Below are 21,914 nucleotides of genomic sequence, written 5' to 3'. Positions count from 1 at the left end.
AACATGGTGACCGATTTTATCCAGAAACTGCGCTTGGGCAGCAAGCCGGTGATTTTTGCGGCTGCGCTAGCGGTGGCCATGGTCGGCGTCCCGACTGCCATCTATGGCGCCAGCGAAGGCAATGAAGAAGCGCGGGCAGCGTTCGCCAAGGCCGAGCAGTTTCGGGCCAGGCGCGATGTACGGTCGGCGCGGATCGAATTGATGAATGCGATCAAGGCCGATCCGGAATGGATTGATGCGAGGGTGGCGCAGGCCGAGGTCTTGCTGGGTCTCAGGGACGGCGTTGGCGCCGAGGCAGAACTGGACTGGGCGGTGCAGCTGGGGCTCGACCCCGCCGCGGTCCGGCATCTCTATGGCCACGCCTATTCCTTGCAGGGCGAGGCGCAAAAGGCGCGGGATCAGCTGCTGACCAACGATATTCCACCAAAGAATCAAGGCTATGCTGCGCGGATCATGGGCAAGGTTGCCCTGCAAATGGGTGATGAGCAGCTGGCTGGCGCAGCCTATAACCGGGCTATGGAACTGGATGGGCAAAACCCCGACCTGTGGGTCGATATTGCCCGCTTCCGGTCACGGTCCGGAGATCAGGCCGGGGCGACCAACGCGGTTGACGAGGCCGTAAAGCTCGACCCTGCCAATATCCGGGCGCTGCAATATCGCGGCGAGTTATTGCGCTTCCAGTTCGGACTGGGTGCCGCTTTGCCCTGGTTCGAGCGGGCGCTGGAGCTTGACGCTAACGATGTGCCTCTGCTGACGGAATATGCGGCAACGCTGGGCGATATGGGCCGGATGACCGATATGCTGGTGGTTGCGCGCAAGATCATTGCGCTGGACGGAAAGAATCCGCGTGCCTTCTTCATGCAGGCGGTTCTCGCCGCCCGGGCCGGCAAATATAATCTGGCGCGACGGTTGATGCAACAAACCGGCGGGGTGATCGACAATGTCCCGGCGGTGTTGCTGGTGCAGGGCATCATTGAACATGCCGAAGGCAATCACAACGCGGCCGTCGACAAGTTTCAACGTCTGGTCTCGATCCAGCCGAACAACCGGCAGGCGCAAAACCTGCTGGCCCGGTCGCTCTATCTTGCGGGCAGTGCGGCTGATGCGGTGGACGTGCTCAAACCGCAGGTCAATCGCAGCGGCGCCGACCCTTACGCCTTGTGGCTGGCGGGCCGCGTGCTGGAATCGATTGACGAGCGCGGTCAAGCCGCCGGCATAATGAATCGCGCCGCTATCCATGATTTTGGCCGGGAGAGCGCCTTCATGGCGGAAGCCCCGCTGAGCGTGCTGCGCGCCGAGGCGCAACGCAATCCGAACGATGCACGGGTGGTCGTGCCCTATATTCGCGCGCTCTACACCGCGGGTGATTATGATGCCGCCTTTGCCGAGGCCAAGCGGCTGCAGGAGGGCAATCGCGGAGCGAGCGCAGCGCATATACTGGTCGCCGATGTCGCCGCGACCATGGGCAATTATGTCGAGGCACTCGATGCGCTGGAGCAGGCCCGCAGCATCCGTTTCTCCGAACCGGTGATGCTACGCCTGATCGAGGTGTTGCGCGCCAAAGGAGAGATGCAGCAAGCGGGCGAAGATCTCGCGCAATATCTCAACTATAATCCCAGCAGTATCGCAGGATTGCGCTGGATGGCCTATGCCCATCTCGAAACCGAGAGCTGGACGGTCGCAGCCCATATTCTGGAAAATCTGCGCAAGCGGATTGGCGACAATGATGCCTTGATCATGGCTGGACTGACGCAGGCTTATACCGGTCTGGGGCAGACCAAAGAGGCCATTGCCGCGGGCCGGATCGCCTATCGCGTGCAGCCATCAAGCCCGGTGGTAACGCATCTTTACGGTCTGGCCTTGCTGGCGGACAGTGCTCGCCAAAAGGACGCCATCAGCCTGCTCAAGAAGGCAGTGGCGATCGTGCCGGACAATCCGGTCTACCGGAAAAGCCTGCGGCGTGCCTATGCGGCGCAGCGCGCAGATCAGGACAAAGTCAAAAGCTGAAGGACGTTCAGGCGTCGCTTTTCAAAAGATCATCGATCGACAAATCCAGCCGCTTCATCTGACGCTCGACCGGTGGCCAGATATTCTTGATGAAATCTTCTCTCTGGGCGAGGCGCAGACGGTTTTTGGCGCCAGCCGCTACGAACATGCCAACGCCGCGTTTTACCGTAACAAGACCGTCTTCCTGAAAACCCTGATAGGCTTTGGCGACGGTGAGGGGGTTGGCGCCCTGTTCGGCGGCAAAGACGCGCACCGACGGCAGCATATCGCCTTCGTTATAATCTCCATCCAATATGGACTCGGATATAATGTCCCGCAATTTCAAATAGACAGGTTTGCTTGAATTGTTCATGCTGCTGCACTGCCATAATACAGCGAAGCGGGCAAGGTGTAAGTTCCGCCTTTTCCGCCATTTAGTAGCGGATGAAACGATCTATTCTGCTGGAGGCGGGGCCCATTTCGACAATATGGCGCCCAGTTCCGGCCTGGGCCGCTCCGTCGGCTCGTCGGCGCAGGTTCCGAAATAGAAAAATCCGGCAATTTTTTCCGGTGCCTGGCCGAACAGGTCCCGTACGTCATCGTTAAACGCCGGCCAGCCGGTGATCCAGCTGCCAACAAATCCCATGGAATGGCCCGCGTGCAGCATGTTCATGGCGAAAGCGCCGCAGCTTAATTCCTGTTCCCAGAGCGGGATCTTGGTTGATTCTACCGGGGACGACATCAACACGAGCAAGGTCGGCGCATGACAGGCCATGGATTCCAGCGACTCCAGTTCTATCCGCCCGGCAGCCGGCCTTTGCTTCAAATATCCGCTATGAATCCCTTGCGCGAGCCGCGTGCGCTGGTCATCGCCGACTGATATCACACGCCACGGCGCCAGCTTTCCATGATCGGGCGTGCGCATGGCGATGGAGACAATTTCCTCGATCTGCGCATCGCTGGGGCCAGGGGCTACCATGTCGCGCGGTCGTCCGGACCGGCGGGAAGGCAGGTAAGCGGCAACGCTGCTCAGGTCGTTGAATTTATTTTCATTCATTCTGTCCACTTTGGAAGTGATGGTCCGGATTGCAAGCAGATTTCCCGATAAAACCAGTCACGCTTGTAACAATGTGCTTCACTTGCGCAGTTTTTTCATTAGGGTGCGGGGCAACCGGGCTGCCTTGGTCAGCCCAGACCAGAATATCGGGGAGTTAGTATATGTCGGGTGGTTACGCTGAATCAGGTGATGCGCGAGGAACATTCCTCGGCCATCCCAAGGGTCTTTTCGTTCTGTTTTTTGCAGAAATGTGGGAACGTTTTTCCTATTACGGCATGCGTGCGCTGCTTATTTTCTATCTCGTTCAACACTGGATGTTCTCGGATAGCGAAGCGAGCGTCATTTACGGTGCCTATGCTGCTTTGGTTTACATCACACCGGTGGTTGGCGGATATCTAGCTGATCGTTATCTAGGGCAGCGCAAGGCAGTTGCCTTTGGTGCTTTGCTGCTCACCTTCGGTCATTTTCTCATGGCGTTCGAAGGAGATGGTGCAGGACAGGCTGATCCGGCCATCAACATCTTCTGGTTGGCGCTGGCCTTCATCATCGTTGGCTCGGGCTTTTTGAAAGCCAATATTTCGGTCATCGTTGGCCAACTTTATACGCGCACCGACATACGCCGTGATCCCGCCTATACGATTTTCTACATGGGCATCAATCTCGGCGCTGCACTAGGCGCAATCGTAGCCGGTTGGCTCGGTCAGACTTATGGCTGGTCCTACGGCTTTGGCGCGGCAGGAATTGGAATGCTGCTTGGCCTGGTAGTGTTTGTCTGGGGAAAGCCATTGCTGGTTGGTCGTGGTGAACCCAATGATCCGCAGGTTCTCGAAAAGAAAGTCGGCGGCATTAAATTCGAATGGCTGCTTTATATCCTGAGTTTCCTGACGGTTGGTCTGGTGTGGTTGCTGATCCAGTATCAAGCGCTGGTTGGTTCGCTGTTGGGAATTGCCGGAGCGATACTGGTTATCTATGTTCTTTACACAGCGGTGACAAAATTGGCGCCGGAGGACCGTGATCGTATCTTCGCGGCGATGTTCCTGATTTTCGGTTCGATTCTTTTCTGGGCGTTGTTCGAGCAAGCCGGTTCTTCTCTGAACCTATATACTGATCGTAGCGTTGACCGGAACATATTGGGTATCGAAGTTCCGGCATCTGTATTCCAATCGATCAATGCGATTTATATCGTACTGCTGGCACCTGTGTTCGCCCTACTTTGGACGATGCTTGCACGCAAGGGACTGGAACCTTCTGCACCCGCCAAGTTTGGTCTGGGGCTGATTCAGCTTGGCGCAGGCTTCCTCGTCCTGGTCGCCGGCGCACTGGCTGCGGGAACCGGAAACCTAACGCCGGTCCTGTTCATCTTCCTTATCTACCTGCTGCACACGACCGGTGAGCTTTGCCTGTCTCCGGTTGGTTTGAGCGCGATGAACCGCCTGGCTCCGTCGCATATGGCGAGCCTGATCATGGGGACATGGTTCTTTGCATCGGCCACCGGTAACTTCGCTGCCGGATTGATCGCATCCGCCGTCGGTGCGGAAGGTGCCGGCCCCGAACGGGTTCTCGAGGTCTATTCCACTGTGGGCTGGGTTGCTGTCGGTGTTGGTGTTGCAGTGATCGTGATTTCGCCGTTGATCAAGAAGCTGATGCATCTGGATACACTGGCCGATGACAATGTCGGTGACGATCTGGAAGGTCAGTCGGAATTTGGCGACCCGCAATCTGCCGGCATCCATCCTACGACGAAACCATAAGACTAAGGGGCTATCTATGAAATATCGGGCTTTGCTGGCGCTGCTTGCTGGCGGATCGCTGTTGGCTGGCTGCACGGCCAACGCAGCGGACACAAATTCGGCCAGCGCGGCGACGCCCGCGAAATCGAGCAAGCCCGTGAAGGTCGCATTCCCGTCGACCTACAGCGCATATCCTTCGACTCCGACTGCCATCACCGGCGTGACGATCTATGACGGTGAAGGCGGCCGGATCGACAATGGCACGGTGTTCATGGCGGGCGGGAAAATTTCGTCTGTCGGCGGTCCCGAAACGGCAATTCCTGCGGATGCAACAATATTGGATGGCTCTGGCAAATATGTGACGCCAGGCATCATCGACGTGCATAGCCATCTCGGCGACTATCCAACCCCGAGCGTGTCAGCCCATAGCGACGGCAATGAAGCGACCTCGCCGGTGACCCCGGAAGTCTGGGCGGAACATAGCGTCTGGCCGCAGGATCCCGGTTTCTCACGGGCGATGGCCAATGGCGGCATCACCGCGTTGCAGATCCTTCCCGGTTCGGCCAATCTTTTCGGTGGCCGCTCGGTAACGCTCAAGAATGTCCCTGCGCGAACCGTGCAGGCAATGAAATTCCCCGGCGCGCCATATGGCATGAAAATGGCCTGCGGAGAAAACCCCAAGCGCGTTTATGGCAGCCGCAACCGGATGCCGTCGACCCGCATGGGCAATCTGGCGCTGAACCGGCAGACATGGATCGACGCGCAGGATTATCGCGACAAGCGCAACGCCGGCAAGACCCAGAAGCGGGACCTCGGCAAGGAAACACTGGCTGGTGTGCTGGATGGCGAAATTCTCGTTCACAACCATTGCTACCGGGCCGACGAGCTTGCCCAGATCATCGATATGTCGAAAGAGTTCGGCTATAAGGTCACTGCATTCCATCACGCTGTCGAAGCCTATAAAATTGCCGATATTCTGGCAGAAGAAAACATTTGTTCCGCTGTCTGGGCCGACTGGTGGGGTTTCAAGATGGAAGCCTATGACGCGATTCCCGAAAATGCGGCGCTGTTGCAAAAGGCCGGGGCTTGCGTGATCGTCCATAGCGATGATGAAAACCAGATCCAGCGGCTCAATCAGGAAGCGGCCAAGGCGCTCGCCGATGGCAGGGCGATGGGCATAGACATCAGCGACGCGCAGGCGATCCGCTGGATCACGCTCAATCCGGCAAAGGCGATGGGCATTGATGAAATGACCGGCAGCCTGAAACCCGGCAAGATGGCCGATCTGGTTCTCTGGAACGGCAACCCGCTCAGCGTATACGCACGGCCCGAAAAGGTCTGGATCGACGGGGCGCTGATGTTCGACAGTGGCGATGCGAAACGCCGTCCGGTCAGTGATTTTGAACTCGGCCAGCCCGGTGAAGGAGACGTAAAATGAAACATTTTACCCTATTGCTTGCCTCCGCTGCGGCCCTGATCGCTGCTCCTCTTGCTGCGCAGACCACTGCGATTACCGGCGGCAAGGTCGTGGTTGGCGACGGCAGCGCGCCTATTGAAGGCGGCACGGTGCTGATCCGCAACGACCGCGTTGTCGCTGCCGGTGCCAATGTGAATATTCCCGCCGATGCGCGTCGCATTGACGCGACCGGAAAATGGGTGACGCCTGGTATATTTGCCGGGTTTAGTCGCGTCGGTCTGGTCGAGGTCGGTGCGGTCACCCAAACCAATGACATGAACGCCAGCAAGTCGCCGTTCTCGGCCGCGCTCGATGTTCAATATGCGATCAATCCCTTTGCCTCGGCCGTTGCGGTAAACCGCGCCGCGGGGGTGACACGCGCCGTCGTTTCACCCAGCACAGCCAACTCGATCTTTGGCGGGTTTGGCGCGATTGTCGATCTCGGGCAGGATGAAAATCCGATCACCAGAGCGCGGGCGTTCCAATTTGTCGAACTGGGCGAAACCGGCCACAGCCGCGCAGGCGGCAGCCGCTCTGCCTCTCACATCTATTTCCGCGCCCTGCTGGACGAAGCGCGCACCTATGCGCGCAATCCGGCGGCGTTCGACAGCGATCTGCTCAAGGCATCGGATGCGAAGGCGCTGCTGCCCGTCATCAACGGCAGCACCAAGCTGCTTGTCCATGTCGAAAGCGCCAATGACATTCTGAAAGTGCTGGACCTGCGCAAGGATTTTCCGGCACTGAAAATCGTATTGGTCGGAGCCAATGAAGGCTGGCGTGTCGCCAATCATATCGCCGCCGCCGGTGTGCCGGTTCTGGCATCGGCGCTGAGTGATCTGCCCTACGGCTTCGAGGATCTGGCTTCGACCCAGTCCAATATCGGGCGGATGAAGGATGCCGGTGTGAAGGTCGCCATCGGTATGATCAACGACCGCGATGCGCACCAGTTGCGCTATTCCGTGCAATATGCCGGCAATCTGGTTGCGCTCAACAAGGTGCCGCGCGCTGCCGGGTTGAGCTGGGACGAAGCTTTTGCCGCGATCAGTTCCGTACCTGCGGAGATTATGGATATGGGCGGGCAACTGGGGTCTCTCAAGGCCGGTCGACAGGCCGATGTCGTGATCTGGACCGGTGATCCGCTGGAGCTATCGACCCAAGTGGAGAAGGTGATTATCGACGGTGTCGACCAGTCACTGAGCAATCGACAGATGCGTCTACGGGATCGTTATTCCGATCCCGCTCCGGGCGACTTGCCAAAGGCTTATGACCACTAGAAGCTAGAGCCGCACCATCGACATCATCCTGTCGCCATAGCGGAGGCCTGCCGTACCGCCGACGGGCGCAGCTTTTTCCAGTTCGTCGAGATCCGCTTCGGTCAGTTTGATTTCGACGGCGGCCATACTGTCTTCCAGTGTTGCCCGTCTTTTCGAGCCAGGGATCGGCACGATGAAATCGCCCTGGGCCAGCAGCCAGGCAAGGGCGATCTGAGCGGGCGAACAGTGGTGCCGTCCGGCGACTTCTTTGACCACATCGACCAGTTTCATGTTCACAGCAAAATTTTCTTCCGAATAGCGCGGATCATTGCGACGATAATCATCTTCCGGCAGATCGTCCCGGCTGCTGATCTGGCCGGTCAGAAATCCGCGGCCCAGCGGGCTATAGGGTACAAAACCGATGCCAAGGTCCTGACAGACCGGCAGGATATCTTCCTCGACGCCGCGCTCCCACAGGGAGTATTCCGACTGCAATGCGGCGATCGGATGGGTGGCATGGGCCTTTTTCAGCGTTGCGGCTCCGGCTTCGGACAGGCCGAGATATCGGACCTTGCCCTCTTTCACGAGTTCGGCCATCGCGCCAACCGTCTCCTCGATCGGGACATTGGGGTCGACGCGGTGCTGGTAGAAGAGGTCGATGGTTTCGACCCCGAGCCGGCGCAGTGATCCTTCGCAGGCGCGCCGCACATTGGCCGGACTGGAGTCGACACCGTTCACTTGCCCGTCGTTTATAGCAAAGCCGAACTTGGTAGCGATGATCAGCCGGTCGCGCCGGCCGCTAATGGCCTGACCGAGCAATTCTTCATTGATATGCGGACCGTAAACTTCGGCGGTATCGAAAAAGGTGACGCCCAGTTCGATCGCGCGGTCAATGGTCGCGAGGCTCTCGGCCCTGCTCGCCATACCGTACATACCCTTGCCAATCCCGGCCATCGGCATGCAGCCGAGGCCAAGAGCGGAGACTTCCAGTTCCGGTCCGAGTTTGCGATATTTCATGTCAAATCTCCTTCGCTTCTGGCGATTGTCGCGGTCACGCTCATGTCCGCGCTGACATTGGCGACGGTCCGCATGATATCAGGAAAGGTCTCGATCGCCAAAAGCAGAACCAGCGGTTCGATGGGTATGCCCATGGCGATGCAAATGGGTGCAATCGAGGTGATGAAGCTGATGGAGCCGGGCAGGCTGACAGCGCCCATCGTGGTGATGGCTGCTACGACCACGCCAATAGCGAGAACGCCAATCGACAATTCTATGCCCATCAGATGGGCGATATATATCGCGACGGCCAGATTCATGCAGGGGCCGGTAGCGCGGAACAGCGCGACCGAAATCGGCAGTACGACATCTGCCGAACGATCGCCGACGCCCATGGCCTTGACGCCGCTAACCATCGCCGGCAGCGAGGCGAGCGAGCTTTGGGTAGAAATTGCGACTGACTGAGCCGGCGCGGACGCCTTAAAAAATGCAATCGGTCCTCGCTTGCCGCCGACAAAGGTCAGGACATAGCTGAATATCCAGACCACTGCGCCGATGCTGCTGACGATCAACACATAATGAAGCAGCGCCCCAAAGGCTGCCAAGCCTGCATTCGCGCCGACCCCTAAGGCCAGAGCGAAAACACCGAGCGGAGCCAGCGCCAGCACCCACTGGATGAGGATCAGCAGAGCGTTGGCAACCGCGTTGAAAAACTGGTCGAGCATCAGCCGTTGCGCTTCGGGCAATCGGGTGATCGCGAAGGCAAAGGCGAGAGCAAAGACCATCAGGGGGAGAACGGCGTCCTCTGCCGCCGCGGCAATTGCATTTGTCGGTATCAGCGCGCGGAGAAATTCGCTGAACGGAGGGACGTCTCCCGGTGCGGCGGCATCGCCAAGCGCCGAACGCAAGGCCGCTGCGGCATCACCGTTAAGCGGGAAGAGCTCAAGCAACGCCGGCGTTACCAGAGCGGCCATGGCGGATGAACACCATAAGATGAATATCATGAATCCTATCGCGCGGGCGGTCATCCGCCCGGCGCGGGCCATCGATGCTGCCTTGCCGATGCCAACGATCAGCAAGGTGAAAACGAGCGGGATCACCGTCATCCGCAACGCGTTGAGCCACATGTTACCTACGACATCGGCGGCTTCGACCAGCAATCCATTCTCCGGACCGACGAAGAGTCCGATTAATATGCCGAGAACAAGGGCGAGGAGAATGATCAGTGCTTTTTTCAAAATTCTTCCTCTTCGGATTCCCAAGCAGACCATCAACCATGACAGGCCGGTGCTGGCAAGGGGTGATTATGTGTAATTTTTGCTATCGCTTTCATTCGCCCTTGGTCTCCAGCCGGTCCATCGGCTAGAGACAGGCGTAACGGGCGCGACGATGGTGGGACATAAGTAGATATGACAAAGAAGTTTTTCGGTACCGACGGGATACGCGGCCTGACCAACAAGCATCCGATGACGGCAGAGATCGCCATGAAAGTGGGGCAGGCCGCCGGTCGCCATTTCCAGCGCGGCGATCATCGTCACCGGGTTGTCATCGGCAAGGATACGAGGCTGTCCGGCTATATGATGGAAAATGCTCTGGTCGCCGGCTTTACCAGCGTTGGCATGGATGTTGTGCAGGTCGGACCGTTGCCGACCCCCGCTGTTGCCCTGCTCACCCGTTCGATGCGCGCCGATCTCGGGGTGATGATCTCCGCCAGCCACAACGCCTATTACGACAATGGCATCAAACTGTTCGGTCCGGACGGGTTCAAACTGTCCGACGATGACGAGTTCAAGATCGAGGCCTATCTCGAGGAAGATGCCAAGCTGGCAATGCCGGCAGATATCGGGCGGGCCAGGCGCTATGAAGATGCGCGCGGCCGCTATATCCATGCGGTGAAAATGTCCTTGCCGGAGCATATCCGGCTCGACGGGCTCAAGATTGTCTGTGATTGTGCGAACGGTGCCGCCTATCAGGTTGCCCCTTCGGCCTTCTGGGAACTGGGTGCCGAAATTGTGCCGCTAGGTATCAGTCCCAATGGTCTGAACATAAACGACAAATGCGGTTCCACGGATGTTGCGATATTACAGGAAACGGTGGTTTCATCCGGCGCGCATATCGGCATAGCGCTGGACGGCGATGCGGATCGACTGATCGTGGTTGATGAAAAAGGGCAGGTGGTTGACGGCGATCAGCTGATGGCCCTGATCGGGTCGAGCTGGAGCCGCAACGGGTTGCTCCGTGGTGACGGGATTGTCGCCACCGTAATGTCCAACCTCGGGCTGGAAAGATTTCTGAACAGCCAGAATCTGGATCTGGTGCGCGCGAAAGTCGGCGATCGCCATGTTCTGGAAGAGATGAAAAAGGGCGGTTACAATGTCGGTGGCGAGCAATCGGGGCATATGATCCTGCTCGACCATGGTACCACCGGCGACGGCACTGTCGCTGCCTTGCAGGTGCTCGGCGAACTGGTGGAGAGCGGCAAACCGGCAAGCGAATTGCTGCATCTTTTTGATCCGGTCCCGCAATTGCTCAAGAATGTTCGCTATAGCGAGGGCCAGCCGCTCGAGAGCGAAAAGGTCAAGGCCGTGATTGCCGAGGCAGAGAAGGAACTGGAAGGCTGCGGTCGGCTAGTGATCCGCAAATCGGGAACCGAACCGCTGATCCGGGTGATGGCGGAAGGTGATGACGAGGCACAGGTCCATGCAGTGGTCGACCGGATTTGTGCGGTGGTAGAGGAGGTTGCGGGCTGATGCTGGCAATGCGTCCCGATTGTGAAAGCTGTGGCACGGATTTGCCGGCCGAGCAGGCTGGAGCATTGATCTGCAGTTTCGAATGCACATTTTGTGGCAGGTGCAATGACGAACAGCTCCACAATATCTGCCCCAATTGCGGCGGTGCGCTGACACAAAGGCCGACCCGGTCAGAGGCGCTGCTGGTCAAATATCCGGCTTCGACTGAACGGAAATACAGATCATGATGAGTTTTCTCGATGCTATGGATGCCAGAACCATCGTGGTTCTCGGTCTGATCCTGCCACTCCTGTTCTCGCTGCTTTTGTTTTTCTTCGCACGCGGGTTTTTCCGTCGGTTCTGGCTTCCTATCCTGTTGATCGTCGGGGCCTTTGAATGGTTCCTGATCGTGCAAGTCGGGCCGTTGTTCCTGTGACCGGAAATTGTTCGCGAATATTGTCGATCGCCGGTTCGGATAGCGGTGGCGGCGCCGGCATCCAGGCGGATATCAAAACCATTACCATGCTCGGCGGCCATGCGATGACTGCGATTACCGCGATCACCGCGCAGAATACGCTTGGCGTTCAAGCGGTTCACCAGGTGCCGACCGCGATGATTTTGCAGCAAATTGAATCCGTGGTCAGCGACATTGGCGTCGATGCGGTCAAGATCGGGATGATCGGAAGCGCCGAAGCGGCCCGGGCAGTGGCGGATTATCTGGAGAAGCTCAGCATAGCGGTAGTCTTCGACCCGGTGATGATCGCGACCAGCGGCAGCGCGCTGGCGGACAGCGATACGATCGCGGCCTTCGACAAGCTGATGGACGTTGCATCGGTGGTTACGCCCAATTTGCCGGAACTGGAGGCGCTGGGCGGCAAGGACGAGATATTGAGCCATGGTTGCCATCTGGTGATCAAGGGTGGTCACGGAGACGGTTCTGTGGTCGTGGACGAGCTTTATGCACCCGGCGGCCTGATCAGACGGATCGAGGGCAAACGACTGGATACGAACGAAACCCATGGCACCGGCTGCACCTTTGCCAGCGCTCTGGCTTGCGGGCTGGGCAGCGGGCTGGATTTGAATGCGGCATTCGAACAGGCAATATCTTTCACCCGCATCGCGATACTGGAAGCACCCGGTCTTGGCGAAGGCAGTGGTCCGCTCGGCCATCAGTTTGTTACCGACTTTCAGGATGAGCAACGATGATCGCTGGCGTCGACGAGGTGGGCAGGGGACCGCTGGCAGGTCCCGTCGTCGCTGCCGCTGTCATCCTGCCTGATAATCACAGCATTGCGGGACTGGACGACAGCAAGAAGCTGACGGCGAAAAAGCGCGCACGATACGAAGTGGAAATCATGGAATGTGCCCGCTTTTCGGTGGCCCAATGTTCCGAGATCGAGATTGACGAAATCAATATATTGCAGGCGACCATGCTGGCGATGACGCGGGCCGTGGAGGGTCTGGATGCGGTGCCCGATCATATACTGGTCGATGGTAATCGCTTGCCCAAATGGGGCTTCTCAGCCGAAGCGGTGATTGGCGGCGATGCTCTTCATCCCTGTATTTCTGCCGCTTCCATAATCGCCAAGGAGTTTCGTGACCGGCTGATGATTGCTGCGGCCGAACAATATCCGCAATATGGCTGGGAACGTAACAAAGGCTATGGCACGGCGGAGCATCTGGCCGCGCTAAGGCATTATGGACCGACGCCGCTGCACCGCAGGAGCTTTGCACCGGTATCCCAGATGGAATTGATCTAGGCCTCAACCTTCGCTGGCTTCGGAGCAATCTTGCGTTCTGCCAACACCCATTCGCCGCTTTCGCTTTTGATATATTTGGGCTGGCGGGTCACATTCCAGACCAGACCCATTTTCTCCAGCAGAAGCAGGACATAGCCAGCGATGTCAATTTCCCACCATGCCATGCCCTGAAAGCTTGCCCGGGGGTGCTTGTGGTGATTGTTGTGCCAACCTTCGCCGAAGGTCAGCAGCGAGAACAGAAAGCTGTTTTTCGATGTGCCGACGCCTTTGGTGTGGCGCTGTGATCCGACAACATGGGCGTAGCTGGAAATTCCGAGGGTGATCTGCAGGACCACGAATGTGCGGAAATAGCCGCCGATCAAGATCGTGCCGAGGACATGGTCCCATCCACCAAAGACAAGGCCCCAGATGCCGGGAAAGATGATCAGCGAGAAGACCAGCCAGAACCAGCGTGTCTTGTGCAGCCAGAGCACGACTTCATTGTCGGCAAGTCCCTTGCCATAGATGCTGGTGTCGGTGACACAATCGTCCATGAACCAACCGAAATGCGAGTGGAACATTCCCTTCAGCCTGCTTGTCTTGCGACCGCGGCCATCGAGCCAGGGGCTGTGGACATCGCCCACTTCATCGCTATGCGCATGGTGGCGGCGATGGTCGGTGGCCCAGCGCAGCACTGAAGACTGGATCGACATTTGTGCCATTGCGCCGAGAATATATTGCATCGGTACCGAGGTTTCAAAGGACTTGTGCGAATAATAGCGGTGAAAGCCAAGCACGATGCCGAGCATCAATACGATATATCCCGCGATGAAGGCGGACCATTCGACCCAGCCGGTATCATAAGTAAACATCCACCAGACAGCGGCAATCGATCCGAAAATTTTTGATCCGAAAACAATCGCATATTCCTTGCGTTTTTCGCGCCCGGCTTCGCCGCCGACAATTACACCGGGATGCGGACGAGGTTCATCGCTCTGCTGAGAAATGCCATTCTCTTGCTGATATTTATCGCGAAAATTACGTGCCATCTGTTCACCGACCCCCGGACTGTTACGCTGTGGACCTTTACTGTTGATTAAGCATATAGCCGGAACGCGGCTTTTTGTGAACCAAATTTGAATTTCGACGATTTCCCGATTTTGAACAAATAAACTTCCCGAACGAGTCTTTTACGCCACACCACTAGGGATTGAGTCTCGCGAGTCAGCTCTGACTCCATATCTGGTGACGGACTCGTTTCGTTCTCCCGGCCAGGTTTCTGTTAACCATAAAGATACGCCTTTAACCTATGTTAACGGCCTTGACCGCCAGCCATTTGGGACTCACCGTTGGCGCTGTTGAAAAAAGGAATAGAGTTTCATGGGGATTATCGAGCGCATTCAGGCGCCCAAAACACGCACCGCGCCAAGCGCTGGAACACGCACTGCAAAGAAATCTGTCGAGCTGCCATTGGGGCAGATACTGAAGATGGATTGCATCACCGCGATGGCATCACTTCCCGATGCTTCGGTCGATATGGTCTTCGCCGATCCACCCTATAATCTGCAGCTTGGCGGTGATCTCTATCGTCCGGAAGGCGGGCAGGTGGATGCCGTGGACGACGCCTGGGACCATTTTGACAGCTTTGCCGCCTATGATGCCTTCACCAAGGCCTGGCTGGCGGAAGCGCGCCGTATTCTCAAGCCCGACGGTTCTCTGTGGGTGATCGGCAGCTATCATAATATCTTCCGGGTCGGCGCTTCGCTTCAGGATCTGGGCTACTGGATCCTCAACGACATCATCTGGCGCAAGGCCAATCCGATGCCCAATTTCAAGGGAACCCGCTTCACCAATGCGCACGAGACATTGATCTGGGCGTCGAAATCGGAAAAATCGAAATATACGTTCAACTATCGTGCGATGAAAAATCTCAATGATGAATTGCAGATGCGCAGCGACTGGGTGATGCCGATTTGCGGTGGCCAGGAACGGCTGAAACGCAATGGCACCAAGGCGCACCCGACCCAGAAGCCGGAAGCACTGCTTTATCGGATCATGCTGGCAACGACCAATCCCGGCGATGTCGTGCTCGACCCCTTCTTCGGTACCGGCACTACCGGCGCGGTTGCGAAGCGACTGGGCCGCGAATGGATCGGTTGCGAGAAAGAAGACAGCTATTGCGAAGTCGCAGAACAGCGCATCGCCGAAGCTTTGCCGCTCGACGAAAGCTCGCTCAAGACGATGCAGTCCCCCAAATCCAAACCGCGGGTTGCTTTTGGCACCTTGGTGGAAACCGGCTATCTGAAGCCCGGTGACGAACTGTGCAGCAAGAACCGTAAATTCAAAGTCAAGGTCCGGGCGGATGGCTCGGTTATCTGGGACGGTGAGGAAGGCTCGATCCACAAAATCGGCGCGACCGTACAGGATGCGCCCAGCTGCAATGGCTGGACCTACTGGTATTACAAGGACGGCAAAGATCTGAAGCCGATCGACAATTTGCGGCAGACCTATTTGCTGGCCACCGAACCCTGATATGGGCGGTGCGATGGAAGATCTGGAAGCATGTGGAGCGGATGCGAGGCTTTATCTGAAGCCTGTTGGATTGGTCGATAGCCCGCAATGGCATGCGGACAAAAACCAACAATTAAACAATAGTTTAGTTTGGTTTTCTCAGATTGAATATTTGATAGTCGAAGCAGGGAAGTCGAACCTGAGGGGGCTGGTCAATATTACCCAATGGCCGGAATGGTCGAAAGACCTTCCGGAGCCATTGGCGATACGGGCAGCCACTTTATTTGCCAATCTGACCCGTCAGCATGACGCTCTGCAATGTGGGGATCGGACCCTCCGCTTCGATCAGCCGCATGTCATGGGCATATTGAATATCACTCCCGACAGTTTTTCCGACGGCGGCAAGCATCAGGACGATCCCGGGAAGGCTGCCGAAGCCGGTCTGGCGATGACGGTCGCTGGCGCGTCGATCCTCGATATCGGCGGAGAAAGCACCCGGCCCGGTGCGGACCCGGTATGGGAAGGCGACGAAATCAAGCGGGTTGTACCGGTGATCGAAAGACTGGCCCATTGTGGTGCCGTTATATCCATCGACACGCGCAAGGCTGCGGTGATGGAAGCGGCGATCACGGCGGGCGCGCATCTGATCAACGATGTGTCGGCGCTTTTGCACGACAAGAGATCGCTTGAAGTGGCCGGAGTGTCCGGCCTTCCGGTTGTGCTCATGCATGCCCCGTCAAGCGGCAAAAATCCGCACAAAAGTGACGGATATGGCAATATCGTGACGGATACGCTCGATTGGCTGGAACAACGGATTGCCGATGTCGTCGCTGCGGGCTTCGAGCGCGAGAAGATCATCATCGATCCCGGCCTCGGTTTTGGCAAGTCACTGGCCGACAATCTCGCTCTGATGAACAATATCGCGATGTTCCACGCGCTTGGTCAGCCGCTACTGATAGGCGCCAGTCGCAAACGGATGATCGGTGCCCTGTCAAAGGAAGCGCCGGTCGACCAGCGCCTCGGTGGCTCGATCGCCTTCGCTCATCACGCTATCCAGCAGGGTTCACAAATTGTCCGGGTGCATGATGTGCCCGAAACGGTTCAGGCGCTGCAAGTCTGGCGCGGTATGCGGGACGCCGGTGTTACGGCACCTGTTTGACCGCCCACGCAGTACAGTCTGCAATCGAATGGCCAAAGACCGAAGACGCGGCTAGGTTGTGCTCGTCTTGACATTGCAAGTGACGGGGAATCGGATTGAAACTACGGTCTGACCAGATGGTTCGAGAGATTGTCATCGTCGGTGGCGGCACCGCGGGCTGGATGACTGCCGCCGCACTATCCCGCAAGTTGGCTGGAACCCGAGCAACAATCAAATTGGTGGAGTCGGCTGAAATCGGTACGGTCGGTGTGGGCGAAGCAACGCTGCCGCAAATCCGTGACTTCAACCGGATGCTCGATATTGACGAAGCAGAGTTGATGGCGCGGACCAGCGCGACGATCAAATTGGGTATAGAGTTTCGCGACTGGGGCCGGACGGGCGATCAATATATTCACCCCTTCGGCGTTCACGGAGAAACGATCGGTCCCGCCGACTTTCATCATTATTGGAGCAAGGAGAATGCAACAGCTGATGCGGGCGATTTCGGTCGCTATTGTCTTGCCATTTCCGCGGCGCGGAAGCAGCATTTTGACTTGCCGCCTGACAATCCGACTTCGCCGCTGCAAGCATATTCCTATGCGTTTCAATTTGATGCCAGCCTCTATGCCGCGTTTTTGGCAGACTATGCAAAACAGCGCGGGGTCGAGCGGATCGAAGGCAAAGTTGTCACAGTCGGGACCGACGGCGAGAGCGGCTTCATCCAGTCGGTAACCTTGGAATCCGGACAGCTGATACCGGGTGAGCTTTTTATAGACTGTTCCGGCTTTCGCGGGCTGTTGATCGAGCATGAAATGGAAACCGGTTTTGACGACTGGAGTGACTATCTTCCTTGTAACCGTGCCTTTGCCATACCGTGCAAAATTGTTGACCCTGTCGGACCTTATACGCGTTCCACGGCGCGGGCTGCGGGCTGGCAGTGGCGGATCCCTTTGCAGCACCGTATCGGCAACGGCCTTGTCTATTGCAACCGCTATATGAGCGATCAGGATGCGGTGGACATGTTGACGACTAGTCTCGAGGGAGAGGCGATTGCCGAGCCCAAGCAGCTTTTTTTCAAAACCGGCAAACGCAAAAAATTGTGGAATAGGAATTGTGTGGCGATCGGTCTGTCCGGCGGATTTCTCGAACCGCTGGAATCGACCAGCATCGATCTGATCCAGAGCGGTATATTGAGCCTGACCGCGCTATTTCCGGAGAAGCGATGCGCATCGTCGGATGTTGATGAATATAACCGGTTGATGGATCTTGAATTCGATCGGGTCCGGGACTTTCTGATGCTGCACTATGTTCTCAACGAGCGTGAGGAACCGTTCTGGCGGGATATGCGGAATATCGCCCGACCTGACAGTCTGAGCGAGAAAATCGAAGCGTTCAAACGACGCGCCATAGTTCCGCAATATGATCATGGCCTGTTTCAGCCGGCGAGTTGGCTGTCGGTATTCATCGGCCAGAATTTGTTGCCCGAAACCTATGACCCGCGGGTTGATGCAATGTCGGATGATGACCGTACCGGCCATCTCGCGCGTATCCGATCCACGGTTGAAAGCAACGTCGGGCGGATGCCCGAACATCTGGCGTTTATCCGGAAATATCGGGCGAGCTTTGCCGGCGCGCAGGCCGGCCAGGCATGAGCGGCGTTGAACGGCGCGTGCGACGGATTGCGATTTTCGGCAAAAGCCACGAACTGTGGCCAGTCGCTGCTCTGCTTGCGAAAGACTTGCCCGCCGATATCGAATTGATCGTCGTGGAAGACGGGCGACCGGTCGATCCGGCTGCGGTGACAATCCGTCTCGATGATATATCTCTCGCCCGGCTCGGGATCGGCCCGGATCAGCTCAAAATGACCGACAGTGCGATATTTTCTCTCGGCATGGAATTGCGGGGCTGGCAGGGTGACGATAGTCGGTTTTTCCTGACCGGTTCGGGAAACCTGCCTCCGATTCTCGATATTCCTATTCATCAGATCATGCTGCGTGCTGCGCTGGCTTATGACCAGCCCGACCGGTTTGCCTATCTCTACCAGCCCTTTCGTCTGCCGGCTCGGGCAATGGAAGCGGGCAGCTTTGCTTTTCAATCCACCGATCCGCGTTCGCCGCTGAGCATGTTAAGGCCGACGGTCCAGATCGACCGAGCCGATTATGCGTCATTGCTGAGAAACAGCGTGACTTCCGGAAAAAGCGAGATTGTCGAGGCCAGGCCCAAGGCTATAGAAATGTCTGCAGCAGACCAGTCAATCGATCGGATTGCGTTGGACAGCGGGCAGGCGATCGAAGCCGATTTCTATATCGATGTTTCTGGAGCAGTGGCCAGGTTGACGAACGGTTTCTCTCGTTCGGACTGGCATTCCCTTGCCGAAGCGATTCCGTTCGACCGGATATCGTCGGCGCGAGGGTCCAAGCTACCATCAGGATCGGAACGGCACGTTGTCGCACAGGCATTCAAGGGTAGGCTTACGATCACGACGCCGCTGCGCAACGGTTCCATCGTACGGCATCTCTATGCATCCAGCCTTCCTGGCGGAGAAGAAGAGCGGGAGCTTGCCGGTCCGGATGCGAAAGTGGCGCCTTTTGAACCGGGATTTGTCGGACAGTCCTGGACCGGTAATTTCGTGCGTCTGGGAGGCGCGTCTGCCTCCTTCGGACCGTTTCTATCGGCGGACATGATGCTATTGCAGCATCAGGCAATGATCTTGGCGGACCATCTTCCCACGCGCAGCAACATGACCGTCGAGGCAAGGGAATATAACCGGCGGCATCTGATAGTGGCAGAACAACTTCGAGATTTTGTGCTGCTTCCTTTTGCCCTCAATCGCCGGAATGATGCACCATGGTGCAGAATTCTGGAAGAAAAGATGCCCGAAAGCCTGATCAGGAAAATCGAACAATTCCGCAGCCGAGGCAGGCTTGTCGCTTATGATGGCGAGATGTTCGACGAGCAGAGCTGGATCGATCTGATGATCGGTTTTGGTTTGATCCCCGATCGCATCGATCCGATAGCGCTCTCGCTTGATATGACGGATATGGCGCGCCGGTTGAAAAATCTCAGCCGTGCCTTTGATCAGGCGCTTGCGGCAATGCCGTTGAAGGAGGACGTCGAGCCCTAGTCCGCCAGCTCAACCTGACGAACATCGTAGCCGGCCTTGTTGAGGTCGGCGATCAGGCCTTCCAGCTGTTCGCGGTCTTTCGCTTCGCATTCAATATCGGTGATCAGCCCCTTGGCCGGCAGATTGGTGAAAACCCGTTGGTGATAGACCTCGATGATATTGACTTCATGCTCGGCAAATTGCTTCACGACATTGTAAAGCGCTCCGGGCTGGTCGCGCAGGTGCAGGCGGAGGCGGGCCAGACGGCCAGACCGAGCGAGATCGCGAAGAAGAACGTTCGCCAACAGACGTGTATCGATATTGCCGCCGCACAATACCAGACCGACCTTCTCGCCCTTGAATTTTTCCTTGTTGCTCAGCAATGCGGCGAGACCGGCCGCTCCCGCGCCCTCGACCACGGTCTTCTCGATTTGCAGCAGCAAGCTGACCGCGCCTTCCAGCTCGGCTTCGCTGACCAGCAAAATCTCGTCGACATATTTCTTGATGATCGCGGCGGTAAATTCGGATGGATTGCGTACCGCAATGCCTTCGGCCAGCGTATCACCGCCAGCAGTGACGGTTTTACCGGTCAATTTTCCGTACATGCTGGGGTAAAGCGCCGCCTGCACGCCGGTCATCTTGATATCCGGTTTAATGGCGCTGGCTGCAGTCGCCATGCCGGAAAATAATCCGCCGCCACCAATGGGTATGATCAAACGGTCCAGATCAGGAATGGCCTCGAGCATTTCGATCGCTACCGTGCCCTGACCGGCCGCAACATGCGGGTCGTCAAAGGCATGGATATAGGTCAGGCCGCGCTGTTCGGAGAGCAGCATCGCTTGGGCATAGGCTTCATCATAATTGCTACCGAAAATGACGATCTCGGCACCATGGCCGCGGGTCTGTTCGACCTTTACCATCGGTGTCGTGCTCGGCATGACGATCGTTGCCGGGATGCCGAGGTTCTTGGCGTTATAGGCCAGGCCCTGGGCGTGATTACCAGCCGAGGCGGCGATTACCCCGGCCTTGCGTTTGCTCTCGTCCATCAGCAGCAGCGCGTTCAGCGCGCCGCGTTCCTTATAGGCAGCGGTGAATTGCAGATTCTCGAATTTGAGAAAAACTTCTGCGCCGCTCAGCTCGGAAAGAGTGATGCTTTTCAGCGTCGGGGTGTGGACGATCCGGTTCTTGATCCGGGCGTGCGCCGCTTTCACATCCTCAAAGTCGAAGGAAGGAAGGGCGGGTGTCTGCATATCATTCATATCGTCTGTGCCCCTAACGCATCTGGTCATGGAGGGAAACAATGATTATGGCCGTTCAACAGCTTAGGGAATATTATGGCGAAAATTGCATTTATCGGGATCGGCGTGATGGGCGGGCCCATGGCCGGGCATCTTGCCGCAGCAGGGCATGAGCTCACAGTCTACAACCGGACCAGAGCGAAGGCGGAGGCATGGGTTGCCGAAAATGGCGGCGCGATCGCCGAAAATCCTGCCGAGGCTGCCCGCGACAAGCAGATCGTGATCACCTGCGTCGGCAATGATGATGATCTTGCATCTGTCACCATGGGACGTGACGGGGCCTTTTCGACCATGGCGTCGGCCGCTCTGTTCATCGATCACACCACAGTGTCCGCCCGCATTGCCCGGCAATTGTCGGTAGAAGCGGAAGGTCGCGGCATCCATGTCGTCGACGCTCCGGTTTCCGGCGGCCAGGCCGGAGCGGAAAATGGCACATTGTCGATCATGTGCGGCGGCAGCGCGGAAGCATTTGCCGCAGCCGAACTGATCATGGCAGCTTATGCCGGACGGATCGTCCACGTCGGTCGCACCGGAGCCGGCCAGACCACAAAAATGTGCAACCAGATCGCGATTGCCGGCGTGCTCGAAGGCCTGTCGGAGGCGTTGCGCTTTGCCCAGGCCAGCAAGCTGGATCTCGACAAGGTCTACGAAGCCATTTCCGGCGGCGCAGCGCAAAGCTGGCAAATGGACAATCGCTGGGCGACCATGGCCGAGGACAAATTTGATTTCGGTTTCGCCGTCGACTGGATGCGCAAGGATCTGGGACTGGCGATCGAGGAGGCCCGGACCAACGGCGCGACCATCCCGGTGGCGGCGCTGGTCGACCAATTTTATGCAGAAGTGCAAGCCGCAGGTGGCGGACGCAATGACACGAGTTCATTGGTCTCCCGCCTTCCGAAAAGAAAATAGCAAAGGCGA

At 57.4% G+C, this 21,914-nt stretch carries 20 protein-coding genes; 14 read left to right on the top strand and 6 right to left on the bottom strand.

Annotated features, from left to right (window positions below; all coding sequences use genetic code 11):
* Positions 1 to 3 precede the first annotated feature (3 nt).
* Positions 4 to 2,007 carry a hypothetical protein gene (locus ACWFTY_RS11245; RefSeq protein ID WP_447524315.1) on the top strand — a complete coding sequence of 668 codons (2,004 nt, stop codon included), beginning with the start codon at positions 4 to 6 and terminating at the stop codon, positions 2,005 to 2,007.
* A 7-nt stretch (positions 2,008 to 2,014) separates the two neighbouring features.
* On the opposite strand, the gene ACWFTY_RS11240 is transcribed toward ACWFTY_RS11245, so the two are convergent.
* Together ACWFTY_RS11240 and ACWFTY_RS11235 are read right to left on the bottom strand one after the other, a co-directional pair.
* Positions 2,015 to 2,359 carry a GntR family transcriptional regulator gene (locus tag ACWFTY_RS11240; RefSeq protein ID WP_447524314.1) on the bottom strand — a complete coding sequence of 115 codons (345 nt, stop codon included), beginning with the start codon at positions 2,357 to 2,359 and terminating at the stop codon, positions 2,015 to 2,017.
* Between the two features lie 81 nt (positions 2,360 to 2,440).
* Complete coding sequence (locus ACWFTY_RS11235) at positions 2,441 to 3,043, bottom strand: nitroreductase family protein (protein WP_447524313.1); 603 nt, start codon at positions 3,041 to 3,043, stop codon at positions 2,441 to 2,443.
* Positions 3,044 to 3,204: 161 nt separating this feature from the next.
* Between ACWFTY_RS11235 and ACWFTY_RS11230 the strand changes: the two genes are divergently transcribed.
* From ACWFTY_RS11230 to ACWFTY_RS11220, 3 genes are read left to right on the top strand one after another with little or no spacing between them, the layout of a single operon-like run.
* Positions 3,205 to 4,794, top strand: coding sequence for a peptide MFS transporter (locus tag ACWFTY_RS11230; protein WP_447524312.1), 1,590 nt, complete (start codon positions 3,205 to 3,207; stop codon positions 4,792 to 4,794).
* Between the two features lie 16 nt (positions 4,795 to 4,810).
* A complete protein-coding gene (locus ACWFTY_RS11225) occupies positions 4,811 to 6,211 on the top strand; it encodes an amidohydrolase (protein ID WP_447524311.1) in 1,401 nt (466 codons plus the stop codon).
* A complete protein-coding gene (locus ACWFTY_RS11220; RefSeq protein ID WP_447524310.1) occupies positions 6,208 to 7,503 on the top strand; it encodes an amidohydrolase family protein in 1,296 nt (431 codons plus the stop codon). Before ACWFTY_RS11225 ends, ACWFTY_RS11220 begins: the two co-directional genes overlap by 4 nt.
* A 3-nt stretch (positions 7,504 to 7,506) precedes the next feature.
* Here ACWFTY_RS11220 and ACWFTY_RS11215 read toward each other — a convergent pair whose 3' ends face one another.
* On the bottom strand, positions 7,507 to 8,499 hold the full coding sequence (locus ACWFTY_RS11215) for an aldo/keto reductase (protein ID WP_447524309.1): 993 nt from the start codon (positions 8,497 to 8,499) through the stop codon (positions 7,507 to 7,509).
* Positions 8,496 to 9,716 (bottom strand): dicarboxylate/amino acid:cation symporter, encoded by a 1,221-nt coding sequence (locus ACWFTY_RS11210; protein WP_447524308.1) that lies wholly within the window; start codon positions 9,714 to 9,716, stop codon positions 8,496 to 8,498. The genes ACWFTY_RS11215 and ACWFTY_RS11210 overlap by 4 nt, the downstream gene beginning before the upstream one ends.
* A 171-nt stretch (positions 9,717 to 9,887) precedes the next feature.
* On the opposite strand from ACWFTY_RS11210, the gene glmM reads away from it, so the two are divergent.
* From glmM to ACWFTY_RS11185, 5 genes are read left to right on the top strand one after another with little or no spacing between them, the layout of a single operon-like run.
* Positions 9,888 to 11,228 (top strand): phosphoglucosamine mutase, encoded by a 1,341-nt coding sequence (gene glmM / locus ACWFTY_RS11205; protein ID WP_447524307.1) that lies wholly within the window; start codon positions 9,888 to 9,890, stop codon positions 11,226 to 11,228.
* Positions 11,228 to 11,455 carry a DUF1272 domain-containing protein gene (locus ACWFTY_RS11200; protein WP_447524306.1) on the top strand — a complete coding sequence of 76 codons (228 nt, stop codon included), beginning with the start codon at positions 11,228 to 11,230 and terminating at the stop codon, positions 11,453 to 11,455. The genes glmM and ACWFTY_RS11200 overlap by 1 nt, the downstream gene beginning before the upstream one ends.
* Positions 11,452 to 11,643: a hypothetical protein gene (locus ACWFTY_RS11195; protein ID WP_447524305.1), complete on the top strand. Its 192-nt coding sequence runs from the start codon at positions 11,452 to 11,454 to the stop codon at positions 11,641 to 11,643. The genes ACWFTY_RS11200 and ACWFTY_RS11195 overlap by 4 nt, the downstream gene beginning before the upstream one ends.
* Complete coding sequence (thiD, locus tag ACWFTY_RS11190) at positions 11,640 to 12,413, top strand: bifunctional hydroxymethylpyrimidine kinase/phosphomethylpyrimidine kinase (RefSeq protein WP_447524304.1); 774 nt, start codon at positions 11,640 to 11,642, stop codon at positions 12,411 to 12,413. Before ACWFTY_RS11195 ends, thiD begins: the two co-directional genes overlap by 4 nt.
* Positions 12,410 to 12,967 (top strand): ribonuclease HII, encoded by a 558-nt coding sequence (locus tag ACWFTY_RS11185; RefSeq protein ID WP_447524303.1) that lies wholly within the window; start codon positions 12,410 to 12,412, stop codon positions 12,965 to 12,967. The genes thiD and ACWFTY_RS11185 overlap by 4 nt, the downstream gene beginning before the upstream one ends.
* Here the strand turns inward: ACWFTY_RS11185 and ACWFTY_RS11180 are convergent.
* The gene (locus tag ACWFTY_RS11180) at positions 12,964 to 13,995 is read right to left on the bottom strand and encodes an acyl-CoA desaturase (protein WP_447524302.1); all 1,032 of its coding nucleotides are present in this window, start codon (positions 13,993 to 13,995) and stop codon (positions 12,964 to 12,966) included. The genes ACWFTY_RS11185 and ACWFTY_RS11180 overlap by 4 nt on opposite strands.
* Before the next feature lie 331 nt (positions 13,996 to 14,326).
* On the opposite strand from ACWFTY_RS11180, the gene ACWFTY_RS11175 reads away from it, so the two are divergent.
* The 4 genes from ACWFTY_RS11175 to ACWFTY_RS11160 all read left to right on the top strand — a co-directional run bounded on the left by ACWFTY_RS11175 (position 14,327) and on the right by ACWFTY_RS11160 (position 19,719).
* On the top strand, positions 14,327 to 15,478 hold the full coding sequence (locus tag ACWFTY_RS11175; protein ID WP_447524301.1) for a DNA methyltransferase: 1,152 nt from the start codon (positions 14,327 to 14,329) through the stop codon (positions 15,476 to 15,478).
* Between the two features lie 13 nt (positions 15,479 to 15,491).
* Positions 15,492 to 16,616: a dihydropteroate synthase gene (gene folP / locus ACWFTY_RS11170; protein ID WP_447526883.1), complete on the top strand. Its 1,125-nt coding sequence runs from the start codon at positions 15,492 to 15,494 to the stop codon at positions 16,614 to 16,616.
* A gap of 95 nt (positions 16,617 to 16,711) precedes the next feature.
* Complete coding sequence (locus ACWFTY_RS11165; protein ID WP_447524300.1) at positions 16,712 to 18,247, top strand: tryptophan halogenase family protein; 1,536 nt, start codon at positions 16,712 to 16,714, stop codon at positions 18,245 to 18,247.
* Positions 18,244 to 19,719 (top strand): tryptophan 7-halogenase, encoded by a 1,476-nt coding sequence (locus ACWFTY_RS11160; protein ID WP_447524299.1) that lies wholly within the window; start codon positions 18,244 to 18,246, stop codon positions 19,717 to 19,719. The genes ACWFTY_RS11165 and ACWFTY_RS11160 overlap by 4 nt, the downstream gene beginning before the upstream one ends.
* On the opposite strand, the gene ACWFTY_RS11155 is transcribed toward ACWFTY_RS11160, so the two are convergent.
* Positions 19,716 to 20,957 carry a threonine ammonia-lyase gene (locus tag ACWFTY_RS11155; RefSeq protein ID WP_447524298.1) on the bottom strand — a complete coding sequence of 414 codons (1,242 nt, stop codon included), beginning with the start codon at positions 20,955 to 20,957 and terminating at the stop codon, positions 19,716 to 19,718. The two genes, ACWFTY_RS11160 and ACWFTY_RS11155, sit on opposite strands and share 4 nt — an antisense overlap.
* Positions 20,958 to 21,032: 75 nt before the next feature.
* On the opposite strand from ACWFTY_RS11155, the gene ACWFTY_RS11150 reads away from it, so the two are divergent.
* A complete protein-coding gene (locus ACWFTY_RS11150; protein WP_447524297.1) occupies positions 21,033 to 21,905 on the top strand; it encodes an NAD(P)-dependent oxidoreductase in 873 nt (290 codons plus the stop codon).
* The last annotated feature ends 9 nt before the right edge of the window (positions 21,906 to 21,914 follow it).

The sequence above is a fragment of the Parasphingorhabdus sp. NYA22 genome, from assembly GCF_976973735.1.
Note: the sequence above shows the minus strand (reverse complement) of the source record. Positions and strands in the feature narration are given on the sequence as shown.

What these genes read in the sequence shown, in the direction of transcription:
- ACWFTY_RS11245 (WP_447524315.1), top strand. Translation starts at nt 4, where the DNA reads ATGGTGACCGATTTTATCCAGAAACTGCGCTTGGGCAGCAAGCCGGTG.
- ACWFTY_RS11240 (WP_447524314.1), bottom strand. Translation starts at nt 2,359, where the DNA reads ATGAACAATTCAAGCAAACCTGTCTATTTGAAATTGCGGGACATTATA.
- ACWFTY_RS11235 (WP_447524313.1), bottom strand. Translation starts at nt 3,043, where the DNA reads ATGAATGAAAATAAATTCAACGACCTGAGCAGCGTTGCCGCTTACCTG.
- ACWFTY_RS11230 (WP_447524312.1), top strand. Translation starts at nt 3,205, where the DNA reads ATGTCGGGTGGTTACGCTGAATCAGGTGATGCGCGAGGAACATTCCTC.
- ACWFTY_RS11225 (WP_447524311.1), top strand. Translation starts at nt 4,811, where the DNA reads ATGAAATATCGGGCTTTGCTGGCGCTGCTTGCTGGCGGATCGCTGTTG.
- ACWFTY_RS11220 (WP_447524310.1), top strand. Translation starts at nt 6,208, where the DNA reads ATGAAACATTTTACCCTATTGCTTGCCTCCGCTGCGGCCCTGATCGCT.
- ACWFTY_RS11215 (WP_447524309.1), bottom strand. Translation starts at nt 8,499, where the DNA reads ATGAAATATCGCAAACTCGGACCGGAACTGGAAGTCTCCGCTCTTGGC.
- glmM (WP_447524307.1), top strand. Translation starts at nt 9,888, where the DNA reads ATGACAAAGAAGTTTTTCGGTACCGACGGGATACGCGGCCTGACCAAC.
- ACWFTY_RS11200 (WP_447524306.1), top strand. Translation starts at nt 11,228, where the DNA reads ATGCTGGCAATGCGTCCCGATTGTGAAAGCTGTGGCACGGATTTGCCG.
- ACWFTY_RS11195 (WP_447524305.1), top strand. Translation starts at nt 11,452, where the DNA reads ATGATGAGTTTTCTCGATGCTATGGATGCCAGAACCATCGTGGTTCTC.
- ACWFTY_RS11185 (WP_447524303.1), top strand. Translation starts at nt 12,410, where the DNA reads ATGATCGCTGGCGTCGACGAGGTGGGCAGGGGACCGCTGGCAGGTCCC.
- ACWFTY_RS11180 (WP_447524302.1), bottom strand. Translation starts at nt 13,995, where the DNA reads ATGGCACGTAATTTTCGCGATAAATATCAGCAAGAGAATGGCATTTCT.
- ACWFTY_RS11175 (WP_447524301.1), top strand. Translation starts at nt 14,327, where the DNA reads ATGGGGATTATCGAGCGCATTCAGGCGCCCAAAACACGCACCGCGCCA.
- folP (WP_447526883.1), top strand. Translation starts at nt 15,492, where the DNA reads ATGGAAGATCTGGAAGCATGTGGAGCGGATGCGAGGCTTTATCTGAAG.
- ACWFTY_RS11160 (WP_447524299.1), top strand. Translation starts at nt 18,244, where the DNA reads ATGAGCGGCGTTGAACGGCGCGTGCGACGGATTGCGATTTTCGGCAAA.
- ACWFTY_RS11155 (WP_447524298.1), bottom strand. Translation starts at nt 20,957, where the DNA reads ATGAATGATATGCAGACACCCGCCCTTCCTTCCTTCGACTTTGAGGAT.
- ACWFTY_RS11150 (WP_447524297.1), top strand. Translation starts at nt 21,033, where the DNA reads ATGGCGAAAATTGCATTTATCGGGATCGGCGTGATGGGCGGGCCCATG.